Below are 23,056 nucleotides of genomic sequence, written 5' to 3'. Positions count from 1 at the left end.
TTTTTTAAAACAACAACAAGTTTTTAACTTATTAAACAAAATTACTTCAGCAATTAGATCTTAACAAGGGGATTTTCCCCCTTTTTCTTTAGATCCTATTTCCTTCCAATTATTAATTTTTAAATTAGTTTAAAGAAAAAAAACTGCCGATTTGCATATTGAAGTATTAAAAGCCCTACCTAATAATAAATCGCACACATTAAGCACATTTTAGTCTTCAACATTTTAGATTAACTAAAATAATATTTCAAAAGTAAGTATAGCTTTATATGTCCTCAAGGGGGTTTTGCCCCTTTTTGAAGCAATTATACTAGATTGTTGCATAAAAAATCTATTTTTAACAAAATTCTGTGTTAATGAATCTTGAATTAATAGAAATTAGATAAAATGGGTAAAAAAATCACAGTTGCGAAAGCTAAAAAACTTCAAAAAAAATGGTGGGATACCAGATCTATGGTTACCACAAATGGTAAAGAACATGAAGACACTTGCCAGTTCTATTTTACGGTAGAAGAATTACAGACATATTTGGCTGAAGTAAAGACCAAATCTTTACAGCAGGGAGTGGAAACTCCCGGAATTAATATTTGGTTTGGTGCTTATGATGAAACAGCAGATAAACCAAGTTTGGCGACGGTATTTTTAGCACCAACCAAAAGAGTAAAATCTGATGATCCGGAGATGGAATTTGAAGATGTTGCCAACGATGAGATAGAACCAATAAATGAAACACAAGGAAAGTGGCCTCCAACTATTTACTAATATTCTATATGTATAATGTTTGATTATTTTATAGAACAAAAATTATATATAGGAAATCTGTCTGTATTAATAGCATGCTTATGTGGTAGTTATTATCTTTTAAAAGGTAAAAACGCAGCACGCAGATTCAAATATTTTGTGTGGTTTTTATGGTTTGTCTTTTTTGTGGATATTTCTGGATCTTATGCATTATGGAATTATTTTGATGATTATAAAACTTTTCCATGGTTGGAAGATTCTGTATTTGTTCGGAATGAGTGGCTGTATAACTGTTTGAAGCTAATTACCTACATAATTATAAGCTCTATCTTAATAAGTTCCTTAGAAACCTCAAAACTTAAAAGTAGATTGAAGTTTGCGGTGGTCTTATATTTTATAATAGGTGTGGCTGAGATTTTATTCTCGGGGAAGGTGTTTTATGCATATATCATCGAGAATATTTTTATGGGAACTATTCTGTTATTAATTTGTGTTGGTGCTTATTTTCGAAAACTAACACAAAGCGATGATGTTTTAAACTTTTCTAGAGACTTAACTTTTTATATTGCGGTAGGATATTTAGTTTGGAATTTGTGTGTAACGCCCATATTTATTTATGATAGTTATTTCAATACGAAAAATGAAGATTTTATTTTACTCTACGCTGCTATTTTAAGGTATAGCAATATTTTTATGTACGGCTTATTTTCATTTGCTTTTATCTATTGTGCAAAAGGAGAAGGGAATTCGAAAAAATTAGAAGGTGGAAAATATGCGGAAAATAAATGAAAGAGTCGACTAATTTCAAATAATCAAGAGCTATTTGAAAAATTCGGCTATATCGGCATCCTTAGAATAACAAATCAAACAAAACAATTGCTAGAATATATTTTACATTATAAGCTGTATATAAGTTATTTATTTGAATTTATAGCGGCGCTCAGTGGCAGTTATTATTTTTTAAAAAATAAAAACGCAGCACGCAGATTTAAATTTTTTGCATGGTTTTTATGGTTGATCTTTTTTGTAGATATGTTTGGCGGATATACAATTTGGAATTATTTTGATGATTATGAAACTTTTCCATGGTTGGAAGATTCTGTGTTTGTTCGAAATGAGTGGCTTTATAACTGTTTGAAGCTGATTACCTACATAATTATAAGCTCTATCTTAATAAGTTCCTTAGAAACCTCAAAACTTAAAAGTAGATTGAACTTTGCGGTGGTCTTATATTTTATAATAGGTGTGGCTGAGATTTTATTCTCGGGGAAGGTGTTTTATGCATATATCATCGAGAATATTTTTATGGGAACTATTCTGTTATTAATTTGTGTTGGTGCTTATTTTCGAAAACTAACACAAAGCGATGATGTTTTAAACTTTTCTAGAGACTTAACATTTTATATTGCGGTAGGATATTTAGTTTGGAATTTGTGTGTAACCCCCATATTTATTTATGATAGTTATTTTAACACTAAAAATGAAGATTTTATTTTACTCTACGCTGCTATTTTAAGGTATAGCAATATTTTTATGTACGGTTTATTTTCATTTGCTTTTATCTATTGCGCTAATGGGAAGTCTAATTTAAAGCTAAAAACTGTAGTCAAATAGCATCTCACTTTTCAATCTATTTAAAAGTCAATAAAAATAGCGTAAACTTGTATTAACTAATAATATTGCATGCTTGCCAAGGAAGAACTTTTATTAATAGTTTATTTTATCGTGGTCATTCTATTTCTGACCAGTTTTGCAATAATCTTCTTTATTACCTTCCAAAAGCGTAAGAATAAACTACTACTTGAAAAAATTGAAGCTGAAATTCGTTTCGAAAATGAGCTGGCGCAATCCAAAATCGAGATTCAGGAGCAAACATTGAAGAATGTAGGTTGGGAATTGCACGATAATATTGGCCAATTACTGTCTGTGGCCAATATGCAATTAAATATTTTATCTGGAACTGTAGATGCATCAGCAAAGCAATCTGTACAGGATATCAAAGAGGTTGTTTCCAATTCCCTAAAAGAAGTACGTTCGCTTTCCAAATCTTTAAATAGCGAGGTAATTAGTTATACAGGAATAGAAGCTTCCATAAATAATGAATTGGCAAGGTTTGAAAGACTTAATAATCTTAAAACTGAAATACTTACTGAAGGCGAATCTTTTGATATTATCGAAAAAGACTCAATAATACTTTTTAGGATAATTCAGGAATTTTTCTCCAATATAATTAAACACTCACATGCCACTAAAATTAGTGTGTTAATTGAATATCTTTCCGAAGAATTGCACATAGAAATTAAAGATAATGGAGATGGATTCAACCAGGAAGAAGTTAAAAAAAGTTCTGGCTTGCTAAATATGGAAAGTCGGGCAGCACTTATAAATTCTAAGTTCAGCTTAAATTCTGTACAAGGAGAAGGAACCTCTTTAATCTTAAATTACCCAATAAAGCCCCTCGCTATATGAAGAAAACGATACTAATCGTTGATGACCACACATTATTTGCATTGTCACTCCAAGGTCTTGTAAATTCTTTTCAAGAATATGAGGTAATAAAAGTCTTAAAAAACGGACAGGAGCTTGTAGATTATTTTAACGCAAATCATAAACGCCCGGATATTTTATTGTTAGATATTAGAATGCCTGTAATGGACGGAATGGCTACAATGTCTTGGTTAAAAGAACATTTTCCTGAGCAAAAAACATTGGCTCTTACTATGGAGCATGATGAGGAGATCATTATTAAAATGATTAGAATGGGGTGCAGAGGCTATTTATTAAAGGATATTGAGCCAGAGGAATTTCTATATGCCTTAGAATCTGTTGCTACCAGTGGCTTTTATTTTAGTGAGGAAATTGTAGAAGTAATGGATCATTCTTCCTCAAAAAATTATGGCGATCTGAGTAATCGAGAAATGGAATTCTTAAATCATGCCTGTTCAGAGAAAACATACAAAGAGGTTGCTGAAGAAATGAACCTAAGTCCGAAGACCATAGACGGATATCGTGAAAGCCTATTTTCTAAACTTCAAGTGAAAAGTAGGGTAGGAATGGTACTTTTCGCAGTAAAAAATGAAATTGTAAAGATTTAAGATTTTAATCCCTCATTGAGGGTTTAATTCCCCGAGGCCTGCCCGAAACATTCAGGCGGGCTTGCCTCGAACTTTTAAAAGTATTTTCCTCCCGAACCATCGGGACAGTATCTCGTGGGCTTGCCTCGAGGTTCTTGATTCTGCTCAATTGAGATTCTTCGCTGCGCTAATAAGGTCATTGACTTTGTCATCCCGACGAAGGAGGGATCTCTTATTAAATAAATTTATTACTCCTTTGAGATCCTTCGCTGCCATCAGGATGACAATCTCGAATTTTTCTTAGTCGTTTCCTACATTGCTAAATTCGTGTTATTCATTTCTAATTGATTGATTTCCTTAGTATCTTCGCGATAAATTAAAAAAAAATCCTGTGTTAGATTCAGCTACAATAGAATTAAGAAATTTAAGAGTTAAAGATTATGTAGAGTTTAAAAAATCCATGGTACAGGTATATAGTGCGATGTCCAATTCCTATTGGAGCAAAGCAGATATTTCTACCTTGGTAAACAAGTTTCCCGACGGGCAATTTTGCATTGTTATAGATGGTAAAATTGCAGGATGTGCCTTATCTATGATCGTAGATTACGATAATTATGATGACGATCATAAATACAATGATATTATTGGAGGTCATGAATTTGCCAATCATAATGAAGATGGAAATGTACTCTACGGGATAGATGTTTTTATTCTTCCAGATTATCGCGGAATGAGGCTTGGACGTAGATTGTATGAAGCGCGAAAAGAACTTTGTGAACAATTAAATCTAAAATCTATCATCTTTGGTGGTAGAATTCCAAATTATGGGGAATACGCTGAAACATTAACTCCAAAAAAATACATAGATAAAGTAAAATTAAAGGAGATCCACGACCCTGTACTTTCATTTCAGTTGTCTAATGATTTTCATGTAAAAAAGGTGATCAAAGGTTATTTGCCAGGAGATCATGAAAGCAAGGAGTTCGCTACATTAATGGAATGGCATAACATTTACTATACAAAACCTGAAAGATTAATTAACACCAAGAAGAAGGTGGTAAGACTAGGTTTAGTGCAATGGCAGATGCGTTTATTTAAGGATTATGACTCCTTGGTGGAACAGATCGAATTTTTTGTAGATGCCGTAAGTGATTACCAAAGTGATTTCATTTTATTTCCAGAATTGTTCAATGCTCCGTTGATGGCACAGTTCAATCATTTAAATGAAGCCGAGGCTATTCGTGGCCTTTCCAGTTATACAGATAGGTTGCTGGAAACCTTTAGAAACTTTGCTATTAATTATAACATTAACATTATTACCGGAAGTATGCCGCAAGCTGTGGGAGAACACATGCATAATGTGGGCTTTTTATGCCGAAGAGATGGTAGTGTAGAACGATATGAGAAATTGCACATTACTCCAGCTGAAGAATCTGCATGGGGAATGAAAGGTGGAACGCAATTAAGAACTTTCGATACTGATTGTGGTAAGATTGGAGTACTTATTTGTTATGACGTGGAATTTCCAGAATTGCCAAGATTATTGGCAGAAGATGGGATGAATATTCTTTTTGTTCCGTTTATGACAGATACTCAAAATGGATATTCTCGTGTAAAAATTTGTGCTCAGGCCAGAGCTGTAGAGAATGAATGTTATGTGGCTGTTGCCGGATCTGTTGGAAACTTGCCAAAGGTGAACAACATGGATATTCAGTATTCGCAATCTGCTGTATTTACACCATCAGATTTTGCTTTTCCCGTAAACGGAATTAAAGCTGAGGCTACTCCAAATACAGAAAGTACTTTATTGGTAGACGTGGATCTAGATTTACTAAAAGAACTTCACAGTTTTGGAAGTGTACGAAACATGAAGGACCGAAGATTGGATCTTTATTCTCTAAAAAGGAAGAATATTAAAATTTCTGAATAATTATACTAATTAATTAAATTTACTTTATTACCGCTAGGTGTAAAGCTAAAGGGAACATTTAAGGATGTTCCCTTTTTTATGTGAAAAAATGTTAGCCGATGTTGACTTTAGTTTTTAGCAAATTCAACTAATGGAACATTACAAAGTAAACTGAATTGTTTACAAAAAATAAAAAAAGTAAATAAATTAGTTTACTTCGGATATCGCTTAAAACTGAAACATCTCTTCAAAAAAGGAATTATTCATTTTCATGACTAATAAATTACAGATAATTGAAATATCGATGTCTAATCAAGTTGAGAATCTTGCTGTATTCACAGATTTTTGTGTCATAAAAACTTGAATCCTTCAGCTATCGTAAAACAACCAAGGTTAAAATACTGATAATCAATATTTTAAAATATTAATTCTTTCTTTGGAATTAATTTTCATCTAGGACTATATCTATCCTTCTACACCTAAGAAACTACTTTTAATCCCTCATTGAGGGGTTAATTCCCCGAGGCTTGCCCGAAAAGAATTTCATTCAGGCGGGCTTGCCTCGAAATTTTAAAATTATTTCCTCCCGAGCTGTCAGGACACAACTGCTAGGCTTGCCCCGAGGTTCTTGATTTAAATATATTGATTGATAAAAAACGATGGATAATAAATATAGTCAGATTTTAACACAAAACGATTCCAACCCTGCAGCCCAGGCCATGTTACATGCCATTGGCTTAACAAAAGAGGATTTTAAAAAGCCTTTTGTAGGGATTGCAAGTACAGGTTATGAGGGGAATCCTTGTAATATGCATCTGAACGACCTGGCGAAACTGGTTAAAGAAGGGTGTAATTCCAATAAAATGGTGGGTCTTATCTTCAACACCATTGGAGTAAGCGATGGAATTTCTATGGGCACTCCAGGAATGAGATATTCCTTGCCTTCCCGAGACCTTATAGCCGACTCAATGGAAACTGTGGTTCAAGCAATGTCATATGATGCTATGATCACCGTGGTAGGATGCGATAAGAATATGCCGGGAGCCTTGATGGCAATGTTGCGAGTTAACCGTCCTGCTATTTTGGTATATGGTGGCACTATAGCTTCAGGATGTCATAAAGGTGAAAAACTGGATGTAGTTTCAGCATTTGAAGCATGGGGAGCAAAGGTTGCCGACGATATTAGCGATGAGGATTATAATATGGTAATAGAGAAAGCATGTCCGGGAGCTGGAGCATGTGGAGGAATGTATACAGCAAATACGATGGCTTCTACTATTGAAGCTTTGGGAATGGCGCTGCCTTACAACTCATCTAATCCTGCAATTGGTAATGAAAAGAAAGAAGAAAGCAAAGAAGCCGGAAAGGCAATACGTTTATTGATAGAAAGAGATATAAAACCAAAGGATATAGTTACCAGAAAATCTATGGAAAATGCCATAAGATTACTTACTGTACTTGGAGGGTCTACCAACGCAGTGCTTCATTATTTAGCAATAGCGAAAGCAGCAGAGGTAGAATTTGGAATGGATGATTTTGAAAAAATATGTGATTCCACTCCTTTTTTAGCAGATCTAAAACCTAGCGGAAAATATCTGATGGAAGATATACACAGGGTTGGAGGAATTCCTGCCGTTCTTAAATATATGCTGAAAGAAGGAATGCTTCATGGAGATTGCTTAACGGTAACCGGAAAGACATTGGCAGAAAACCTGGAGAATGTTCCAGATCTGGAAAAGGGACAAGATGTGATCTTTCCCATTAATAATCCTATTAAGAAGTCTGGACACATCCGCATCCTTTACGGGAATTTAGCCACAGAAGGTTCCGTAGCAAAGATCACGGGAAAAGAAGGCTTGAAATTTAAGGGTAAAGCAAAGGTTTATAATTCTGAATATGAAGCTAATGATGGAATTTCACAAGGAAAAGTAAGCAAAGGAGATGTAATAGTGATCCGTTTTGAGGGCCCAAAAGGAGGACCCGGAATGCCTGAAATGCTTAAGCCTACTGCAGCAATAATGGGTGCGAAATTAGGAAAGGACGTTGCTCTTATTACCGATGGAAGATTTTCTGGAGGGACTCATGGTTTTGTGGTAGGACACATTACCCCGGAAGCTCAGGAAGGAGGATTAATTGCATTTGTTAAAGATGGAGATGAAATTACCATAAATGCCGAAAACAATACTATAAGTGTGGATTTAAGTGATTCAGAAATAGAGAACAGGAAAAAAAATTGGGAGGCACCGGCACTTAAATTCAGTAAAGGAGTGCTTTATAAATATGCAAGGACAGTTTCCTCTGCCTCTCAGGGATGTGTTACAGATGAATTTTAATTAGTTGAATTATGGAAGTTAAAACAGCCAAAAAGGAGAATAAAGCCATTCAAGCTCCAACCACGGTTACTGGAGCAGAAGCTGTGATAAAATGTTTGTTGGAAGAGGGGATAAATACCATATATGGATATCCTGGAGGGGCAATTATGCCTGTTTATGACGAATTGTATAAATATCAAGATAAAATACATCATGTGCTCACCAGACATGAGCAAGGTGCTACGCATGCAGCTCAGGGCTATGCAAGAGTAACCGGGAAAGTAGGTGTATGTATCGCCACTTCTGGTCCTGGAGCTACTAATTTGGTGACTGGAATTGCCGATGCACAGATAGATTCTACTCCTATGGTTTGTATTACGGGACAAGTAGGTTCACATCTACTGGGAAGTGATGCTTTCCAGGAGACCGATATCGTTGGGATCTCGACACCAGTGACCAAATGGAACTATCAGGTAACAAAAGCTTCAGAGATTCCAGAAGTTTTAGCAAAGGCATTTTACATTGCCAGATCTGGACGACCGGGACCTGTATTGATAGATATTACCAAAGATGCTCAGTTTGCAAGCTTGGATTTCACTTATAAAAAATGTACCGGGATTAGAAGCTATAAACCTTTCCCCAAAGTAGATCTTTCGCAAGTAGAACGAGCTGCAGATTTAATTAATTCAGCAAAAAAACCGATGATCGTTTTTGGTCAAGGGGTGATTTTAGGAGGTGCAGAGGCCCTATTTCAAAAAGTTGTAGAGAAAGCAGGAATTCCTGCTGCATGGACCATTCTTGGACTATCCGCGATGGATACAGATCACCCTTTAAATGTAGGGATGGTTGGAATGCATGGTAATTATGGGCCAAATGTCCTCACCAATGATTGTGATGTCCTTATAGCTATAGGGATGCGATTTGACGATAGGGTAACTGGAAATCTTGAACATTATGCAAAACAGGCCAAGGTGATCCATTTTGAAATTGATCCTTCTGAGATCGATAAAAATGTAAAAGCAGATGTTGCTGTATTGGGAGATGTAAAAGAGACCTTGCAATTGTTATTAGGGTTTTTACAGCCGAAGAATCATGATGCTTGGCACCAGAAATTTAAGGATCTATATAAAATTGAATATGATAAAATCATTAAAAATGAACTAAACGGCAAACAGGAGAAACTTGGGATGGCAGAGGTAATAGATGAAATTAATACTTATTCTAAGGGAGATGCTATTATAGTTTCAGACGTTGGCCAGCACCAAATGGTAGCCTGCAGATATGCTAAATTCAACCAATCAAGAAGTAACGTTACGTCAGGAGGCTTAGGGACTATGGGCTTTGCATTGCCAGCCGCTATAGGTGCAAAGATGGGAATGCCAAACAGGCAAGTTGTGGCAATTATTGGAGATGGGGGATTTCAAATGACCATTCAGGAGTTGGGAACCATTTTTCAAACTAAAGTTCCCGTAAAAATTGTAGTGCTTAACAATGGTTTTCTTGGAATGGTTAGGCAATGGCAACAAATGTTCTTTGATAAACGCTATGCTAGCACAGAGTTAATAAATCCTGATTTTGTGGCAATAGCCAAAGGATATTATATAAAAGCTAAACAAGTGACTGAGCGTAGTCAATTACAAGAAGCAATAAAGGAAATGATGGATTCTCCAGAGGCATATTTCTTAGAGGTAAAAGTAGAACAAGAAGAAAATGTTTTTCCTATGATTCCAACGGGAGCTTCAGTTTCAGACATAAGACTAGAATAATGGAAAAGAAAAACTATACAGTTTCCATATATACGGAAAACAACATAGGATTATTGAGCAGGATCGCAGCGATCTTTTTGAAGCGACACATCAATATAGAAAGTATCACAGCTTCCAAAAGCGAGGTGAATGAGGTGATGCGGTTTATAATTGTGGTTGAGGTTACAGAAGAACAAGTGAAGAAAGTCGCTGGCCAGATAGAGAAACAAATAGAAGTTATACGCGCATATTATCATACCGACGAAGAGCTAATCTTTCAGGAAACGGCACTATACAAAGTGAATTCAGCCGAATTTGTTGAAGACCTAACTATTCAGGATTTCATAAAAGAGACCAATGCACGAATTGTTACGGTGACACCTAAATTCTTTGTAATTGAGAAAACAGGCAAACGTCACGAAATAGATAATTTATACGATAAATTAAAACCCTATGGATTAATGCAATTTGTTCGCTCCGGAAAAATTGCAGTATCAAAAAATGAAATGCCAATTTCAAGTATTCTTGAAGATTTTAATACCATAAATATAAACTCATGACAAATTATTTTAATAGCCTTTCCTTAAGAGATCAATTAGCCCAATTGGGGACTTGTAGATTTATGCTCAGTGAAGAATTTAGCGAAGGAATTAACGCGTTAAAAGACAAAAAAATAGTTATAGTAGGTTGTGGTGCCCAAGGTTTAAATCAAGGTTTGAACATGCGCGACAGCGGACTAGATATCACATATGCTTTAAGAGAAGATGCTATAAAAGATCAAAGACAATCTTATAAGAACGCTTCTTCAAACAATTTTAAAGTTGGCACTTACGAAGAGTTTATTCCTTCTGCAGACCTTGTTATTAATTTAACTCCAGATAAACAACATACTTCAGTTATAAAGAAAATAGTGCCTCTTATCAAAAAAGGTGCTGCTTTGTCCTATTCTCACGGTTTTAATATTGTGGAAGAGGGAATGAAGATTAGGGAAGATATTACGGTAATAATGGTTGCTCCTAAATGCCCTGGATCTGAAGTGAGAGAAGAATATAAGAGAGGCTTTGGAGTTCCTACCCTAATAGCCGTTCATCCAGAGAACGATCCTGAAGGAAAAGGATACGATTGGGCAAAAGCATATGCTTTCGCAACAGGAGGCCATAGGGCTGGTGTGTTGGATTCCTCTTTTGTGGCCGAAGTAAAATCGGACCTGATGGGAGAACAAACTATTTTATGTGGTGTGCTCCAAACTGGATCTATCTTAAGTTTTGATAAAATGGTTGCTGAAGGAATGGAGCCGGCATATGCCGCAAAATTAATTCAGTATGGTTGGGAAACCATTACCGAAGCCTTGAAGCATGGAGGGATCACCAATATGATGGATAGACTTTCTAATCCGGCCAAAATAAAAGCGGCGGAAATATCAGAAGAATTAAAAACTATCATGCGTCCTCTTTTTCAAAAACATATGGACGACATCATATCTGGGGCGTTTAGCACCAGAATGATGAAAGATTGGGACAAGGACGATAAGGAATTATTAGAATGGCGAGCAGCCACAGAAAACACCGCCTTTGAAAAAACAGAAGCGACTCAAGAAGAAATTTCAGAACAGGAATATTTTGACAAAGGACTTTTATTAGTTGCCTTTGTGAAGTCTGGGGTAGAGTTGGCTTTTGAAACTATGGTAGAAGCAGGAATCATTGCAGAATCTGCATATTATGAATCTTTGCATGAAACTCCGCTTATTGCAAATACCATAGCTCGTAAAAAGCTTTATGAGATGAACAGGATTATTTCTGATACTGCTGAATACGGTTGTTATCTTTTTGATCATTCCTGTAAGCCATTGATCAAAGATTATATTGATAATTTAGAATCTGGATTAATAGGAAAAGCATATGGGACAAAGGATTCCGGGGTAGATAATAAAAAACTAATCAAAGTCAATGCCTCAATTAGAAAACATCCAGTAGAAATTATAGGGGAGCAGCTGAGAGAGGCAATGACCGAAATGAAAAAGATACACGTGTAATGAGTAATTCCTTAGTTAAAAAAGACATTTATATTCCACAAATTGAGGCGGTACAGCAAGCCGCAGAACGAATCTCAAAGGTTGTGATCAAGACTCCATTAGCTCCATCTTTTACCTACAGTAAAAAGTATGAAGCCAATGTTTTTTTGAAAAGGGAAGATTTGCAGCAGGTTAGATCCTATAAGATTCGTGGCGCATATAATAAGATCTCGAGTTTGCCAAAGGATGAATTAAGCAAAGGCGTGATTTGTGCAAGCGCTGGGAATCATGCACAGGGTGTAGCTTTTGCATGCAATAATCTCGAGGCGAAAGGCGTGATCTTTATGCCAATAACGACTCCTAAACAAAAGGTGGAGCAAACAAGAATGTTTGGTGGAAAATGGGTTGAGGTGATCTTGAAGGGTGATACTTTTGATGATTCTTATAAAAATGCCATAAAATATGGGGACAAGTACAATATGGTATTTATTCATCCTTTTGATGATGAAAAAGTAATAGAAGGCCAGGCGACTATTGGTCTGGAAATTTTGGATCAAGCCGACGGGCCAATAGATTATATTTTTGCACCCCTTGGAGGAGGAGGTTTACTTGCCGGGCTATCTTCTGTCTTTAAACAAATATCTCCTAATACCAAGATTATTGGAGTGGAACCGGAGGGTGCCCCTTCTATGAGTGCATCACTAAAAATCGGCAAACTTATAGAGCTCAAAGAGATAGATAGATTTGTGGATGGAGCTGCTGTGCAAAAGGTAGGAAGTAGAAATTTCGAAATATGCAAAAATTTTCTGGATGAAATGATAACAGTGCCGGAAGGTAAAATATGCCAGACAATTCTGGATTTGTACAATCAGGATGCGATTGTAGTAGAACCTGCAGGAGCCATGTCTATTACGGCATTAGATACTTTTGCAGAAGATATCAAAGGGAAAAATGTGGTTTGTGTTGTAAGTGGAAGTAATAACGATATTACGCGAACTGCTGAAATTAAAGAAAAAGCCCTGCTATATGCAGGACTTAAACATTATTTCATTGTTCCTTTCCCTCAGCGGGCAGGAGCATTGAAGCAATTTGTGGCAAAAGTTCTTGGTCCAGACGACGATATTACTCATTTTGAGTATTCTAAAAAACACCATAGAGAGAATGGTCCGGCCGTTGTGGGAATAGAACTTAAAGATCCAAAAGACTTTGATCCCTTGGTACAGCGTATGAAAGAGTATAAGTTTTACGGACAATATTTAAACGATAATCCGGATCTATTTCAATTTTTAATATAATAAAGTAGGTGTTTTTAAAATATTGTTTAAATTTACCATGTGATTTCAACTACAGAAATAATATTCAATTTGCGCTTTAGGCCCCGCTTCAGTCGGTAGGCTGCGCATTCCCTTTTTTTAATATTATTTTACATTTTACAATCTTGAAAACCACATTCTCTCTATATACTTTAAACAATTTCAGAATTACTTCTGAAAATTCTCCCGTACGCAGTTTTCCGCGCCGCCTTGTGCGTATATAATTTTATGGAACTAAGGTGAGTCCGGTTCTTCCTTCAGAAATATCAAAACTTTATTAATTCAATCTTTAATCTTTTAGCAGATGAAAATACTCATTGCTAATAAATCTCATGCAAATTTTGCGGAGATCATTTGTGAAACTATAGCAGAATCTGCTAAAGTTAGGGGCACGGGTATAGCTCGAAGGACTCCAGAATATGTTATCACCAAAATGGAGAATGGCAACGCTATTATTGCCTTAGATGGAGATAAATTTGCAGGATTCTGTTATATCGAGGTCTGGGGACACGATAAATTTGTCGCCAATTCCGGGCTAATTGTAAGTCCGGAGTATAGAAATCAGGGATTGGCAAAAGATATTAAAAAAGCCATTTTCGAACACTCCAAAAATAAATTTCCCGGAGCTAAGATATTTGGAATAACTACAGGTCTTGCGGTAATGAAGATAAATTACGAATTGGGATACCAACCTGTTCCATTTTCTGAATTAACCAATGATGAAAGTTTCTGGAAAGGCTGTCAAACATGTAAAAACTACGATATACTTACCCGTACAGAGCGTAAAATGTGCCTATGTACAGGCATGATGTACGATCCCAATAAGACGAAAAGTGAAAAGCCAAGACATGAAACCTTTAATGAAAAAACTTATAGAAGATTGAAGAATATTAAGCAAACGCTTTTTTATAAAAAGGAAAAAGATAAAAAGGAGTAAAAAACATAATTCGATGTCATTCTGAGCGAAGGGAAGAATCTCAAAGAAGCAACTTGTTAATTTAAGGACTTCTCTCCCGATAATTATCGGGACGCTCGAAGTGACAAAACTTTAACTGTCATCCCGTTCCGATAGCTATCGGAATTGTCGAAGGATCTCAGCAACTCGAAGCTGGAAATAATTCAATTAGCGATCAAAAGGTATGATGGCTTAGTTTAAAAAAATAAAAGAATGAAAAAAATAGTAATAGCATATAGCGGAGGTTTAGATACTTCTTATTGTGCAAAGTATTTGTCTCAGGAAGAAAAAACGGAGATTCATGCAGTAAGTGTAAACACCGGAGGATTTTCTGAAGCGGAAATAAAAGAGATAGGCGAGAAAGCAGTTAAGATGGGAGCAAAATCCTATAAGAATATCAATGCGATTACAACCTTCTATAATAAGGTTGTAAAGTATCTAATTTTTGGTAATGTTCTTAAAAATAACACCTACCCCTTATCTGTAAGTGCTGAACGTATTATACAAGCCATTGAGGTTGTGAATTATGCAAAGAAAATAGGAGCAGATGCCATTGCACATGGAAGTACAGGTGCAGGAAATGATCAGGTAAGATTTGATATGATCTTTCAAATATTAGCACCAGAGATAGAAATTATCACGCCTATTAGAGATAAGCAGTTAACAAGACAGGAGGAAATAGAATATCTTAAATCCCATGGGGTAGATATGAACTGGGAAAAAGCGAAATATTCTGTTAATAAGGGGCTGTGGGGAACTAGTGTTGGAGGTGAAGAAACGCTTACTTCACACAAGTCATTACCAGAAGCTGCCTATCCATCTCAACTTACAGAAACCGATGTTAAGCAAATTAGTCTTAGCTTTAATAAGGGAGAATTAACTGCAATTAATGGAAAAGAAGACACACCAGAAAATATCATAGAGACCTTAGAAGAACTTGCCTCTAAATATGCAATAGGAAGGGATATTCACGTGGGGGACACCATTATTGGAATTAAAGGGAGAGTAGGTTTCGAGGCAGCATCGGCAACGATCATTATAAAAGCACATCATTTATTAGAGAAGCACACCTTAAGTAAATGGCAATTACAACATAAGGATTACATAGCTAATTGGTATGGAACACATTTGCACGAAGGTCAATATCTAGATCCTGTAATGAGAGATTTTGAGGCTTTTTTACAAAGTTCACAGGAACAAGTTACCGGAACAGTATCTATAAATTTACATCCCTATAGATTTACTCTTAACGGAATTGAATCTAAGTTTGATCTTATGAATAACGGTTTCGGGAAATATGGCGAAGAGAATACAGCCTGGACTGCAACTGATGCTAAAGGCTTTATTAAGATTCTCTCAAATACAGGGAAGATCCATCAACACGTAAAAAATCAGGTATGATATCAGCAGGAATAATTGGAGGTGCCGGATATACGGCCGGAGAATTACTCAGGATCCTATTAAGACATCCAGATGTAAGTCTAGATTTTATTTTTAGTACGTCTCAGGCGGGTTCACCGGTTTCAAGTATCCATCAAGATCTAATGGGAGAAACAGCGCTTAGGTTTAGCGGAAACATCAATCCTGAAGTAGATGTGGTGTTCTTATGTTTAGGTCATGGGAATTCGATCGAATTTTTAAAAAACAACCCATTTTCTAAGGATACAAAGGTCATAGATCTAAGTACAGATTATAGAATGCATTCTAACGATCATTCTTTTGTTTATGGCTTGCCAGAATTTAAAAAAGAAGAAATTAAAAAAGCACAATTTATAGCGAATCCGGGGTGTTTTGCTACAGCAATTAGTTTAGCAGTTCTTCCATTGGCGGGGGAGAAGTTGCTTAAAGATGAGTTGCACATAAATGCTGTTACCGGAGCAACAGGAGCAGGGACTTCACTTTCGGCTACCTCACATTTTACCTGGCGGGATAATAACTTTTCAGCTTATAAGGAATTTGAACATCAACATTTGAAGGAGATAGGTCAGAGCGTTCAATTGTTTCAACCAAACTTTAATTTTGAAATAAATTTTATTCCGAATAGAGGAAATTTTTCCAGAGGAATATTTGCAACTACCTACACCAATTTCGATGGAAGCTTGGAAGATGCAAAAGCTATGTATGATACCTATTATAAAGATTCGGCATTCACATTTGTAATAGAGGAAGAGGTTCATCTGAAACAAGTAGTGAACACCAATAAGTGCTTGATGAATCTTCAGAAGCATAAGAGTAAATTATTGATAACAAGTGTTATAGATAATTTATTGAAAGGGGCTTCCGGACAAGCAGTACAAAATATGAATCTAATGTTTGGATTTCCGGAAGATCAAGGACTTCAGTTAAAAGCCAGTTATTTCTAGAATTTAAACTACCACACAATGAATTGTGATAAAACCAATAAAGTATGAAAGTAGCAATTATAGGGACGGGTAATCTGGGAAAATCTATAGCAAAAGGTCTAATTGTAAAAAATGCAATTACCACGCTGTATCTTTCTAAAAGAAAGCTTGAAAGTATCAAGGATCTTGAAGAGTATTCAGGAGTGAAATTGACTTCAGATAATAAAGAGGCAGTTATAAATTCAGATGTGATCATTTTTGCAGTACAGCCGCTGCAGCTGGAAGCAATCCTACATGAAATAAGGGATTCATTAACAGAGAAGCACATATTGATATCTACAGTTACGGGGATTAATATCCCAAGGATCGAAGAAATTGTAGGGAAAGATCAATTCATAATTCGTGCAATGCCTAATACTGCGATCGCAGTAGGAAAATCGATGACTTGCCTTTGTAGTAATGTAAATGGGGAGAAACGAATTGCAATTGCCGAAGCTATTTTTAATAGACTGGGAACAAGTGTAATTATCCCCGAATCAAAGATGCAGGCGGCAACAGTGATTTGCGCCAGTGGAATTGCCTTTTGGATGCGTTTAATAAGAGCTACTACTCAAGGAGCTGTACAACTTGGTTTTGATGCTAAGGAAGCACAAGAGCTTTCTATGCAAACCTGCTTAGGTGCTGTCAGTCTCTTGATAGAATCAGGGAATCATCCGGAAGAAGAAATAGACAAGGTAACAACGCCTCGAGGCTGCACTATTGAAGGTTTGAACGAAATGGAGCACGGAGGCCTAAGTTCTTCACTCATCAGAGGGATTCAAGCTTCATTTAAAAAAATTAATTCAATCACAAAAGCTTAACTATGGAGTTATTTGACGTTTATCCCTTATACGATATTACTCCGGTAAAAGGCGAAGGCTGTTTTGTATATGACGAAAAAGGTACAAAGTATTTGGATCTATATGGTGGTCATGCTGTGATGTCTATAGGCCATTCCCATCCTCATTATTTAGAAAAGCTTGAGGCACAATTGAAGCAATTGGGGTTTTACTCAAATTCAATAAAAAATCCTTTACAAGAAGAATTAGCTAGAAAGTTAGAAAAAGCGGCAAAAATTACAGATTACAGTCTGTTTTTGTGCAATTCTGGAGCAGAAGCTAACGAAAACGCCTTAAAACTTGCATCCTTCCATACCGGGAAAGGTAATATTATTTATTTTGAAAATGCTTTTCACGGAAGAACTTCGTCTGCAGTTGCAGTTACAGATAATGAAGGTATCAAGGCGCCTTTAAATAAAACACATAGCGTTTGTAAACTTGCCTTTGAAGATATATCAGGGCTGGAAGAGCAATTGAAAAAAGGAGAAACTGCTGCAGTGATCATTGAATTTATTCAGGGAGTTGGAGGACTGGATGAAGCAAGTACCGGATTTTATCAGAAAACAGCAGCATTATGTGAACAATATAATTCAGTTCTAATTGCAGATGAGGTACAAGCGGGATATGGTAGGACAGGAGATTTCTTCGCCTATCAAAAACATAATATACAGCCGGGTATCATTTCTATAGCAAAAGGCATGGGAAATGGCTTTCCAATTGGTGGAATCTTGATAGATAGTTCTATTCCTGCAAAACATGGAATGTTAGGAACCACTTTTGGAGGAAATCATTTGGCCTGTGCTGCAGGAATTGCAGTTTTAGATGTTATTGAAGAAGAGCAACTCATGGATAATGCGAAAAAAATATATGAATTTGTTCAGCAAGAAGTGGCAAAGATCCCTCAGATAAAAAGGCTAAAAGGTAGAGGATTAATGTTGGGCTTAGAATTCGATTTTGAGATCGCAGCACTGAGAAAATCCTTGCTTTTTAATCACCACATATTTACTGGAGCTGCATCTAATAAAAAGTTGCTTCGAATTTTGCCACCATTAAATGTGGAGCAGCAACATTTTGAAATGTTGTTTGAAGCGCTGAAAATTGAATTGAAAAACTATTAATTAAAAATAGCTGAATCTGGTTTTATGCCGAAAGCTTAACAGTTTTATTGGTTCGTTGTTTTGTCCCTCTGAGCCCTTCGACTATCGCTCAGGGTAAATTAAAGTCGAAGGGTCTTCTCCCGATTAATTGGGATGTTGAGACTCTCATTGGTTTGTAACATCACGACATTGTGTTGTCATCCCGACCTGAGGAGGGATCTCTTCTAGAAGAGATTTTACTCCATTGAGACCCTTCGACAGGCTCAGGGTGACATTTTTCTGTTCTGTTAAACTGAGCTAATGTTTGGTACAAACGTAGGATGACGAAAAACCAAAATATAGATAGTTGAAAGTTAAAACTGATAAGAAAGATTATAAACATTTAAAATAATAGAATCCTAGCTCGTTTGCATTTAGGTTTATTGTACTAAGAAATTAAATAAGTATGAAGAATTACATCGATCTATTCGATATAGAAGATCTTCCGGCATTGCTTCAGGAGGCATTACAACTTAAGAAGATCAACTCCGACCCAGAGCTGGGAAAAGGAAAGACCTTGGGCATGCTGTTTTTCAATCCAAGTTTAAGAACCCGACTTAGCACAGAGAAGGCTGCTAAATTATTGGGAATGGAAGTAATGGTTATAAATGTAAATAGCGACGGCTGGGCTTTGGAGTTTGAAGACGGGCAGGTAATGGATTCTAATAAAGCTGAACATATTAAAGAGGGAGCCGCAGTGCTTTCTCAATATTGCGATATTATTGCGGTACGTGCATTTCCAGAATTAAAAGATAAAGAAAAAGATAATGCCGAAATGGTGATGAATGGTTTTAAAAAATATGCTTCTGTGCCTATCTTAAATATGGAAAGTGCTACGGGCCACCCTTTGCAGGCACTTACAGATGCACTCACAATTACAGAACTTAAGAATGTGAAACGTCCTAAGGTGGTTCTAACTTGGGCTCCTCATCCAAAAGCCTTACCACATGCAGTACCCAATTCTTTTGTACAAATGATGCAGAAAATGGATGTTGAGCTATGCATTACGAATCCTGAAGGTTATAATTTGAATTCTGAAATCACTAAAAACACAAGGGTATTTCATGATCAGGAGGAAGCATTAAAAAATGCAGATTTTGTTTATGTGAAGAACTGGAGTAGTTATGAAAATTATGGGGAAGCACTTAAAACTGATGGCGACTGGACTTTTAATCAGGAAAAATTACGAGTTACAAACAATGCTAAGGTGATGCATTGTTTACCAGTAAGAAGAAATGTAGTAATTGCAGATGACGTGCTGGACAGTGAAAATTCTGTGGTGATCCATCAGGCTAATAACCGAACTTTTGCTGCGCAGGCGGTATTGAAAAAATTATTGCAAGGCTAAGAACTATCAGAATGAAAAAACAAATTTTAAAAATTGTAAAAATAGGAGGGAAGCTCATTGAAAATGAGGAGAGTCTAAGTGCTTTTCTTCATAGTTTTTCTCAATTGGAGGGCCCTAAAATATTAGTTCACGGTGGTGGTAAGATGGCCACCGAATTGTCTGATAGATTAGGTTTTAAGACAAATATGATTGATGGGAGAAGAATAACAGATGCCGATGCAATGGATGTGATCACAATGGTATATGCTGGACTTATTAATAAGAAAATTGTTGCCAAATTACAGGGTTTAAAAAGTAATGCTGTAGGGCTCTGTGGTGCAGATGGAAAAAGTATCATCTCTAAAAGACGTGTTAATAAAGAAATTGATTTTGGATTTGTTGGAGATGTAGAAGAAATCAATATCTCTTTTATTTCATCACTTCTGGAAAATGATATCATCCCGGTATTTTCAGCTATTTCATGTAGTAGAGAAGGGGTGCTTTTTAATACGAATGCCGACTCAGTGGCAGCAGAAATTGCCATTGCTTTTTCTGAAAACTATCAAACTGAATTATTTTTCTGTTTTGAAAAAAATGGAGTCTTAAAAGATCCTTTGGATGATAATTCGGTGATCGAGGTATTAGATACCCAGACATATCTGCATTTATTGAAGGAGAATATAATTAGTGAAGGGATGCTTCCAAAATTGCATAATTGTTTTTGTGCCTTAGAGCATGCAGTTTCTGAAGTTTCTTTAGGAGGCCCAAACTTGCTTAAAAAAGGGACTCAACATACAAAAATCATAAAATAATGGAAATTTCAAAGCTTCAAAAGAAGGCCTTAAAGTTATTGCAAGATCTTATAGAGACTCAATCCTTTTCTTCTGAAGAAGAGGGGACTGCAGTATTGTTGGAAAATTGGCTTCAGGAATTTGAAATCCCATTTCAACGTAGTGGGAATAATGTTTGGGCGGTGAATAAATATTTTGATCATGAGAAACCAACATTGTTATTGAATTCTCATCACGATACCGTTAAACCTAATTCTGCCTATTCTCGTGATCCTTTCGCTGCGATTATTGAAGACGGAAAATTATACGGATTAGGCAGCAATGATGCCGGAGGTTGTTTGGTCTCCTTACTGGCGACTTTTACATATTTCTTTGAAGCACAAGATCTCGATTTTAATTTGCTTTTTGCAGGTACTGCAGAGGAGGAAATAAATGGCAAAAATGGGATAGCAAGCTTATTGCCATTAATTCCAAAAATTGATGTTGCTATTGTGGGAGAACCAACGCTAATGCAAATGGCTGTTGCAGAAAAAGGGCTGGTAGTTTTTGATGCCAAGGTAAAAGGAACGCCTTCTCATGCAGCGCACCCTAATAATAATAGTGCTATTTATAAATGTATCTCTGTACTGGATTGGTTTAAGAATTTCAAATTCGAAAAAGTATCTGAAGCATTGGGAGAAGTAAAACTTACTGTTACTCAAATAAATGCGGGAAGCCAGCATAATGTCGTGCCGGCATCTGTAGATCTTGTGATAGATGTACGAGTGAACGACCGATATAGCAATGCAGAGGTTGCAGAAATTTTAGAAAAAAATGCTCCTGTAGATGAAATTACTCCTCGTTCTCTTAGATTGAATTCTTCTTCTATCTCCATGGAACATCCATTGGTGTTGGCCGGAGCCGACTTGGGGATGTCATCTTACGGTTCCCCAACCCTGTCTGACCAGGCAATGTTATCTTGTCCTTCTTTAAAGCTAGGGCCTGGTGATTCTACCAGATCACATTCTGCAGATGAATTTATTTACGTGAACGAAATAGAGGAAGGGATTGAAATGTATATTAGTTTGCTTGAAAAAGCATTAAAGAAATAAAGCACCTTGGTACAAAACAACTAGGTATATCCCGATGGTTCGGGAGGAAAATACTTTTAACAATTGAAGTATGCCAATATTAATTAAAACCCTCAGTGAGGGTTAAAATTTGAAAATTATGAAACTCTGGGATAAAGGCATTTCTATAGATAAGAAGATTGAAAAATTTACTGTTGGTAACGACCGGGAATTGGATCTTTTTCTAGCTGAATATGATATTACGGCCTCGAAAGCACATGCTAAAATGCTTGGAAAAATTGAAATTTTAACCTCAGATGAGGTGGAGTCAATTCTAGTAGAGCTTAATAAACTTCAAGCTCAGGTAACAGATGGTAGTTTTGTGATCGAGGAGGATTTTGAAGATGTACATTCTAAAATAGAATTTGAACTCACAAAAACTCTAGGCGATACTGGAAAGAAAATTCACACCGCACGCTCCAGGAACGATCAGGTATTGGTGGCAATGCAGCTTTATTTTAAAGCGAATTTATTAGAGATCTATTCGAAAACAGAAAACCTTATTGATGTCCTTTTAGGGCTTGCTAAGGTGCATCAGGATAAATTACTTCCGGGTTATACTCATCTACAAGTGGCAATGCCTTCATCCTTCGGATTATGGTTTTCAGCCTATGCAGAAATAATGATAGATGATTTGTATTTGTTGCAAGCAGGATTAAAGATTGTAGATCAAAACCCATTGGGTTCTGCTGCGGGCTATGGTTCTTCATTTCCTATAGATCGAGAATTCACCACTAAGGAATTAGGTTTCAAAACATTAAAATATAATGTGGTTGCAGCCCAAATGAGCCGAGGAAAATGTGAGCGTACGGTAACTTCCAATATAGCTTCCCTTGCAAACACGCTTTCAAGATTTTCTATGGACATCTGCTTATATATGAGTCAGAATTTTGATTTTATCACTTTTCCAGATGAACTCACCACAGGATCCAGTATTATGCCTCACAAAAAGAATCCGGATGTTTTCGAGTTGATACGAGGGAAATGTAACAAACTTCAGGCTATTGCTAATGAAATGATCTTGATCACCAATAATCTCCCAAGTGGTTATCATAGAGATTTTCAATTAATTAAAGAGAATAGTATTTATGCAGTTGAAAATATCAAGGAAATTTTAGATGTATTTATTCATTCCATTTCGCTTATTAAAGTAAAGGATATAAATATGCAGGACGAGAAGTATAAATATCTCTTTACGGTAGATAGTATTAATGATCTGGTGATAGAGGGAAAGTCTTTTCGGGAAGCATATAAAGATATAGGAGGGCAGGTTGAAAATGGAACTTATATTCCCGCATATATTAAAAAACACACGCATATTGGAAGTAAGGATAATTTGGCACTGGACCAAATTGCAAAAAAGAAGTATTTATAATAACTCTAAAAAAATAAAACCTCCAAAGACTAACCAAG

20 protein-coding genes are annotated in these 23,056 nt (G+C 36.2%); all 20 read left to right on the top strand.

The genetic code is table 11. From position 1 onward, the window contains the following. Positions 1-387 precede the first annotated feature (387 nt). Positions 388-762 (top strand): hypothetical protein, encoded by a 375-nt coding sequence (locus ES724_RS05750; RefSeq protein WP_146930799.1) that lies wholly within the window; start codon positions 388-390, stop codon positions 760-762. A gap of 15 nt (positions 763-777) precedes the next feature. Continuing rightward, positions 778-1,530, top strand: coding sequence for a hypothetical protein (locus ES724_RS05745; RefSeq protein WP_146930796.1), 753 nt, complete (start codon positions 778-780; stop codon positions 1,528-1,530). An 87-nt stretch (positions 1,531-1,617) separates the two neighbouring features. Continuing rightward, positions 1,618-2,355: a hypothetical protein gene (locus tag ES724_RS05740; protein ID WP_146930794.1), complete on the top strand. Its 738-nt coding sequence runs from the start codon at positions 1,618-1,620 to the stop codon at positions 2,353-2,355. Positions 2,356-2,424: 69 nt separating this feature from the next. Continuing rightward, a complete protein-coding gene (locus tag ES724_RS05735; RefSeq protein ID WP_246136827.1) occupies positions 2,425-3,210 on the top strand; it encodes a sensor histidine kinase in 786 nt (261 codons plus the stop codon). Then, positions 3,207-3,836 (top strand): response regulator transcription factor, encoded by a 630-nt coding sequence (locus tag ES724_RS05730; RefSeq protein ID WP_026837995.1) that lies wholly within the window; start codon positions 3,207-3,209, stop codon positions 3,834-3,836. Before ES724_RS05735 ends, ES724_RS05730 begins: the two co-directional genes overlap by 4 nt. Positions 3,837-4,206: 370 nt before the next feature. Further along, a complete protein-coding gene (locus ES724_RS05725) occupies positions 4,207-5,745 on the top strand; it encodes a bifunctional GNAT family N-acetyltransferase/carbon-nitrogen hydrolase family protein (RefSeq protein ID WP_026837996.1) in 1,539 nt (512 codons plus the stop codon). 638 nt (positions 5,746-6,383) lie between these two features. Further along, positions 6,384-8,057 (top strand): dihydroxy-acid dehydratase, encoded by a 1,674-nt coding sequence (ilvD, locus tag ES724_RS05720; protein ID WP_146930791.1) that lies wholly within the window; start codon positions 6,384-6,386, stop codon positions 8,055-8,057. Positions 8,058-8,068: 11 nt separating this feature from the next. Beyond that, positions 8,069-9,802, top strand: coding sequence for a biosynthetic-type acetolactate synthase large subunit (ilvB, locus tag ES724_RS05715; RefSeq protein ID WP_146930788.1), 1,734 nt, complete (start codon positions 8,069-8,071; stop codon positions 9,800-9,802). Next, complete coding sequence (ilvN, locus tag ES724_RS05710; protein WP_146930785.1) at positions 9,802-10,341, top strand: acetolactate synthase small subunit; 540 nt, start codon at positions 9,802-9,804, stop codon at positions 10,339-10,341. Before ilvB ends, ilvN begins: the two co-directional genes overlap by 1 nt. Then, positions 10,338-11,813, top strand: coding sequence for a ketol-acid reductoisomerase (gene ilvC, locus ES724_RS05705; RefSeq protein ID WP_146930782.1), 1,476 nt, complete (start codon positions 10,338-10,340; stop codon positions 11,811-11,813). Before ilvN ends, ilvC begins: the two co-directional genes overlap by 4 nt. Beyond that, a complete protein-coding gene (ilvA, locus tag ES724_RS05700) occupies positions 11,813-13,087 on the top strand; it encodes a threonine ammonia-lyase IlvA (RefSeq protein WP_146930780.1) in 1,275 nt (424 codons plus the stop codon). The genes ilvC and ilvA overlap by 1 nt, the downstream gene beginning before the upstream one ends. A gap of 322 nt (positions 13,088-13,409) precedes the next feature. Next, on the top strand, positions 13,410-14,042 hold the full coding sequence (locus ES724_RS05695; protein WP_146930778.1) for a GNAT family N-acetyltransferase: 633 nt from the start codon (positions 13,410-13,412) through the stop codon (positions 14,040-14,042). A gap of 231 nt (positions 14,043-14,273) precedes the next feature. Beyond that, positions 14,274-15,461 (top strand): argininosuccinate synthase, encoded by a 1,188-nt coding sequence (locus tag ES724_RS05690; RefSeq protein WP_146930775.1) that lies wholly within the window; start codon positions 14,274-14,276, stop codon positions 15,459-15,461. Further along, positions 15,458-16,423 carry an N-acetyl-gamma-glutamyl-phosphate reductase gene (argC, locus tag ES724_RS05685; protein ID WP_146930772.1) on the top strand — a complete coding sequence of 322 codons (966 nt, stop codon included), beginning with the start codon at positions 15,458-15,460 and terminating at the stop codon, positions 16,421-16,423. Before ES724_RS05690 ends, argC begins: the two co-directional genes overlap by 4 nt. Positions 16,424-16,467: 44 nt before the next feature. Next, the gene (gene proC / locus ES724_RS05680) at positions 16,468-17,262 is read left to right on the top strand and encodes a pyrroline-5-carboxylate reductase (protein WP_146930769.1); all 795 of its coding nucleotides are present in this window, start codon (positions 16,468-16,470) and stop codon (positions 17,260-17,262) included. Between the two features lie 2 nt (positions 17,263-17,264). After that, positions 17,265-18,398, top strand: a complete 1,134-nt coding sequence (locus ES724_RS05675; RefSeq protein ID WP_146930766.1) for an aspartate aminotransferase family protein — start codon at positions 17,265-17,267, stop codon at positions 18,396-18,398. A gap of 424 nt (positions 18,399-18,822) precedes the next feature. Then, positions 18,823-19,764: an N-acetylornithine carbamoyltransferase gene (locus ES724_RS05670; protein WP_146930763.1), complete on the top strand. Its 942-nt coding sequence runs from the start codon at positions 18,823-18,825 to the stop codon at positions 19,762-19,764. Between the two features lie 11 nt (positions 19,765-19,775). Further along, complete coding sequence (gene argB, locus ES724_RS05665) at positions 19,776-20,555, top strand: acetylglutamate kinase (protein ID WP_146930760.1); 780 nt, start codon at positions 19,776-19,778, stop codon at positions 20,553-20,555. After that, the gene (locus ES724_RS05660; RefSeq protein ID WP_146930757.1) at positions 20,555-21,625 is read left to right on the top strand and encodes a M20 family metallo-hydrolase; all 1,071 of its coding nucleotides are present in this window, start codon (positions 20,555-20,557) and stop codon (positions 21,623-21,625) included. The genes argB and ES724_RS05660 overlap by 1 nt, the downstream gene beginning before the upstream one ends. A gap of 118 nt (positions 21,626-21,743) precedes the next feature. Next, complete coding sequence (argH, locus tag ES724_RS05655; RefSeq protein ID WP_146930754.1) at positions 21,744-23,018, top strand: argininosuccinate lyase; 1,275 nt, start codon at positions 21,744-21,746, stop codon at positions 23,016-23,018. Positions 23,019-23,056: the final 38 nt, after the last annotated feature.

It is taken from the genome of Gillisia hiemivivida, assembly GCF_007997295.1.
Classification (GTDB): Bacteria; Bacteroidota; Bacteroidia; order Flavobacteriales; family Flavobacteriaceae; genus Gillisia; species Gillisia hiemivivida.
Note: the sequence above shows the minus strand (reverse complement) of the source record. Positions and strands in the feature narration are given on the sequence as shown.

Excerpts from the sequence above, each read along its gene's own strand:
- ES724_RS05750 (WP_146930799.1), top strand. The coding sequence starts at position 388 with ATGGGTAAAAAAATCACAGTTGCGAAAGCTAAAAAACTTCAAAAAAAA.
- ES724_RS05745 (WP_146930796.1), top strand. The coding sequence starts at position 778 with ATGTTTGATTATTTTATAGAACAAAAATTATATATAGGAAATCTGTCT.
- ES724_RS05735 (WP_246136827.1), top strand. The coding sequence starts at position 2,425 with ATGCTTGCCAAGGAAGAACTTTTATTAATAGTTTATTTTATCGTGGTC.
- ES724_RS05730 (WP_026837995.1), top strand. The coding sequence starts at position 3,207 with ATGAAGAAAACGATACTAATCGTTGATGACCACACATTATTTGCATTG.
- ilvD (WP_146930791.1), top strand. The coding sequence starts at position 6,384 with ATGGATAATAAATATAGTCAGATTTTAACACAAAACGATTCCAACCCT.
- ilvB (WP_146930788.1), top strand. The coding sequence starts at position 8,069 with ATGGAAGTTAAAACAGCCAAAAAGGAGAATAAAGCCATTCAAGCTCCA.
- ilvN (WP_146930785.1), top strand. The coding sequence starts at position 9,802 with ATGGAAAAGAAAAACTATACAGTTTCCATATATACGGAAAACAACATA.
- ilvC (WP_146930782.1), top strand. The coding sequence starts at position 10,338 with ATGACAAATTATTTTAATAGCCTTTCCTTAAGAGATCAATTAGCCCAA.
- ilvA (WP_146930780.1), top strand. The coding sequence starts at position 11,813 with ATGAGTAATTCCTTAGTTAAAAAAGACATTTATATTCCACAAATTGAG.
- ES724_RS05695 (WP_146930778.1), top strand. The coding sequence starts at position 13,410 with ATGAAAATACTCATTGCTAATAAATCTCATGCAAATTTTGCGGAGATC.
- ES724_RS05690 (WP_146930775.1), top strand. The coding sequence starts at position 14,274 with ATGAAAAAAATAGTAATAGCATATAGCGGAGGTTTAGATACTTCTTAT.
- argC (WP_146930772.1), top strand. The coding sequence starts at position 15,458 with ATGATATCAGCAGGAATAATTGGAGGTGCCGGATATACGGCCGGAGAA.
- proC (WP_146930769.1), top strand. The coding sequence starts at position 16,468 with ATGAAAGTAGCAATTATAGGGACGGGTAATCTGGGAAAATCTATAGCA.
- ES724_RS05675 (WP_146930766.1), top strand. The coding sequence starts at position 17,265 with ATGGAGTTATTTGACGTTTATCCCTTATACGATATTACTCCGGTAAAA.
- ES724_RS05670 (WP_146930763.1), top strand. The coding sequence starts at position 18,823 with ATGAAGAATTACATCGATCTATTCGATATAGAAGATCTTCCGGCATTG.
- argB (WP_146930760.1), top strand. The coding sequence starts at position 19,776 with ATGAAAAAACAAATTTTAAAAATTGTAAAAATAGGAGGGAAGCTCATT.
- ES724_RS05660 (WP_146930757.1), top strand. The coding sequence starts at position 20,555 with ATGGAAATTTCAAAGCTTCAAAAGAAGGCCTTAAAGTTATTGCAAGAT.
- argH (WP_146930754.1), top strand. The coding sequence starts at position 21,744 with ATGAAACTCTGGGATAAAGGCATTTCTATAGATAAGAAGATTGAAAAA.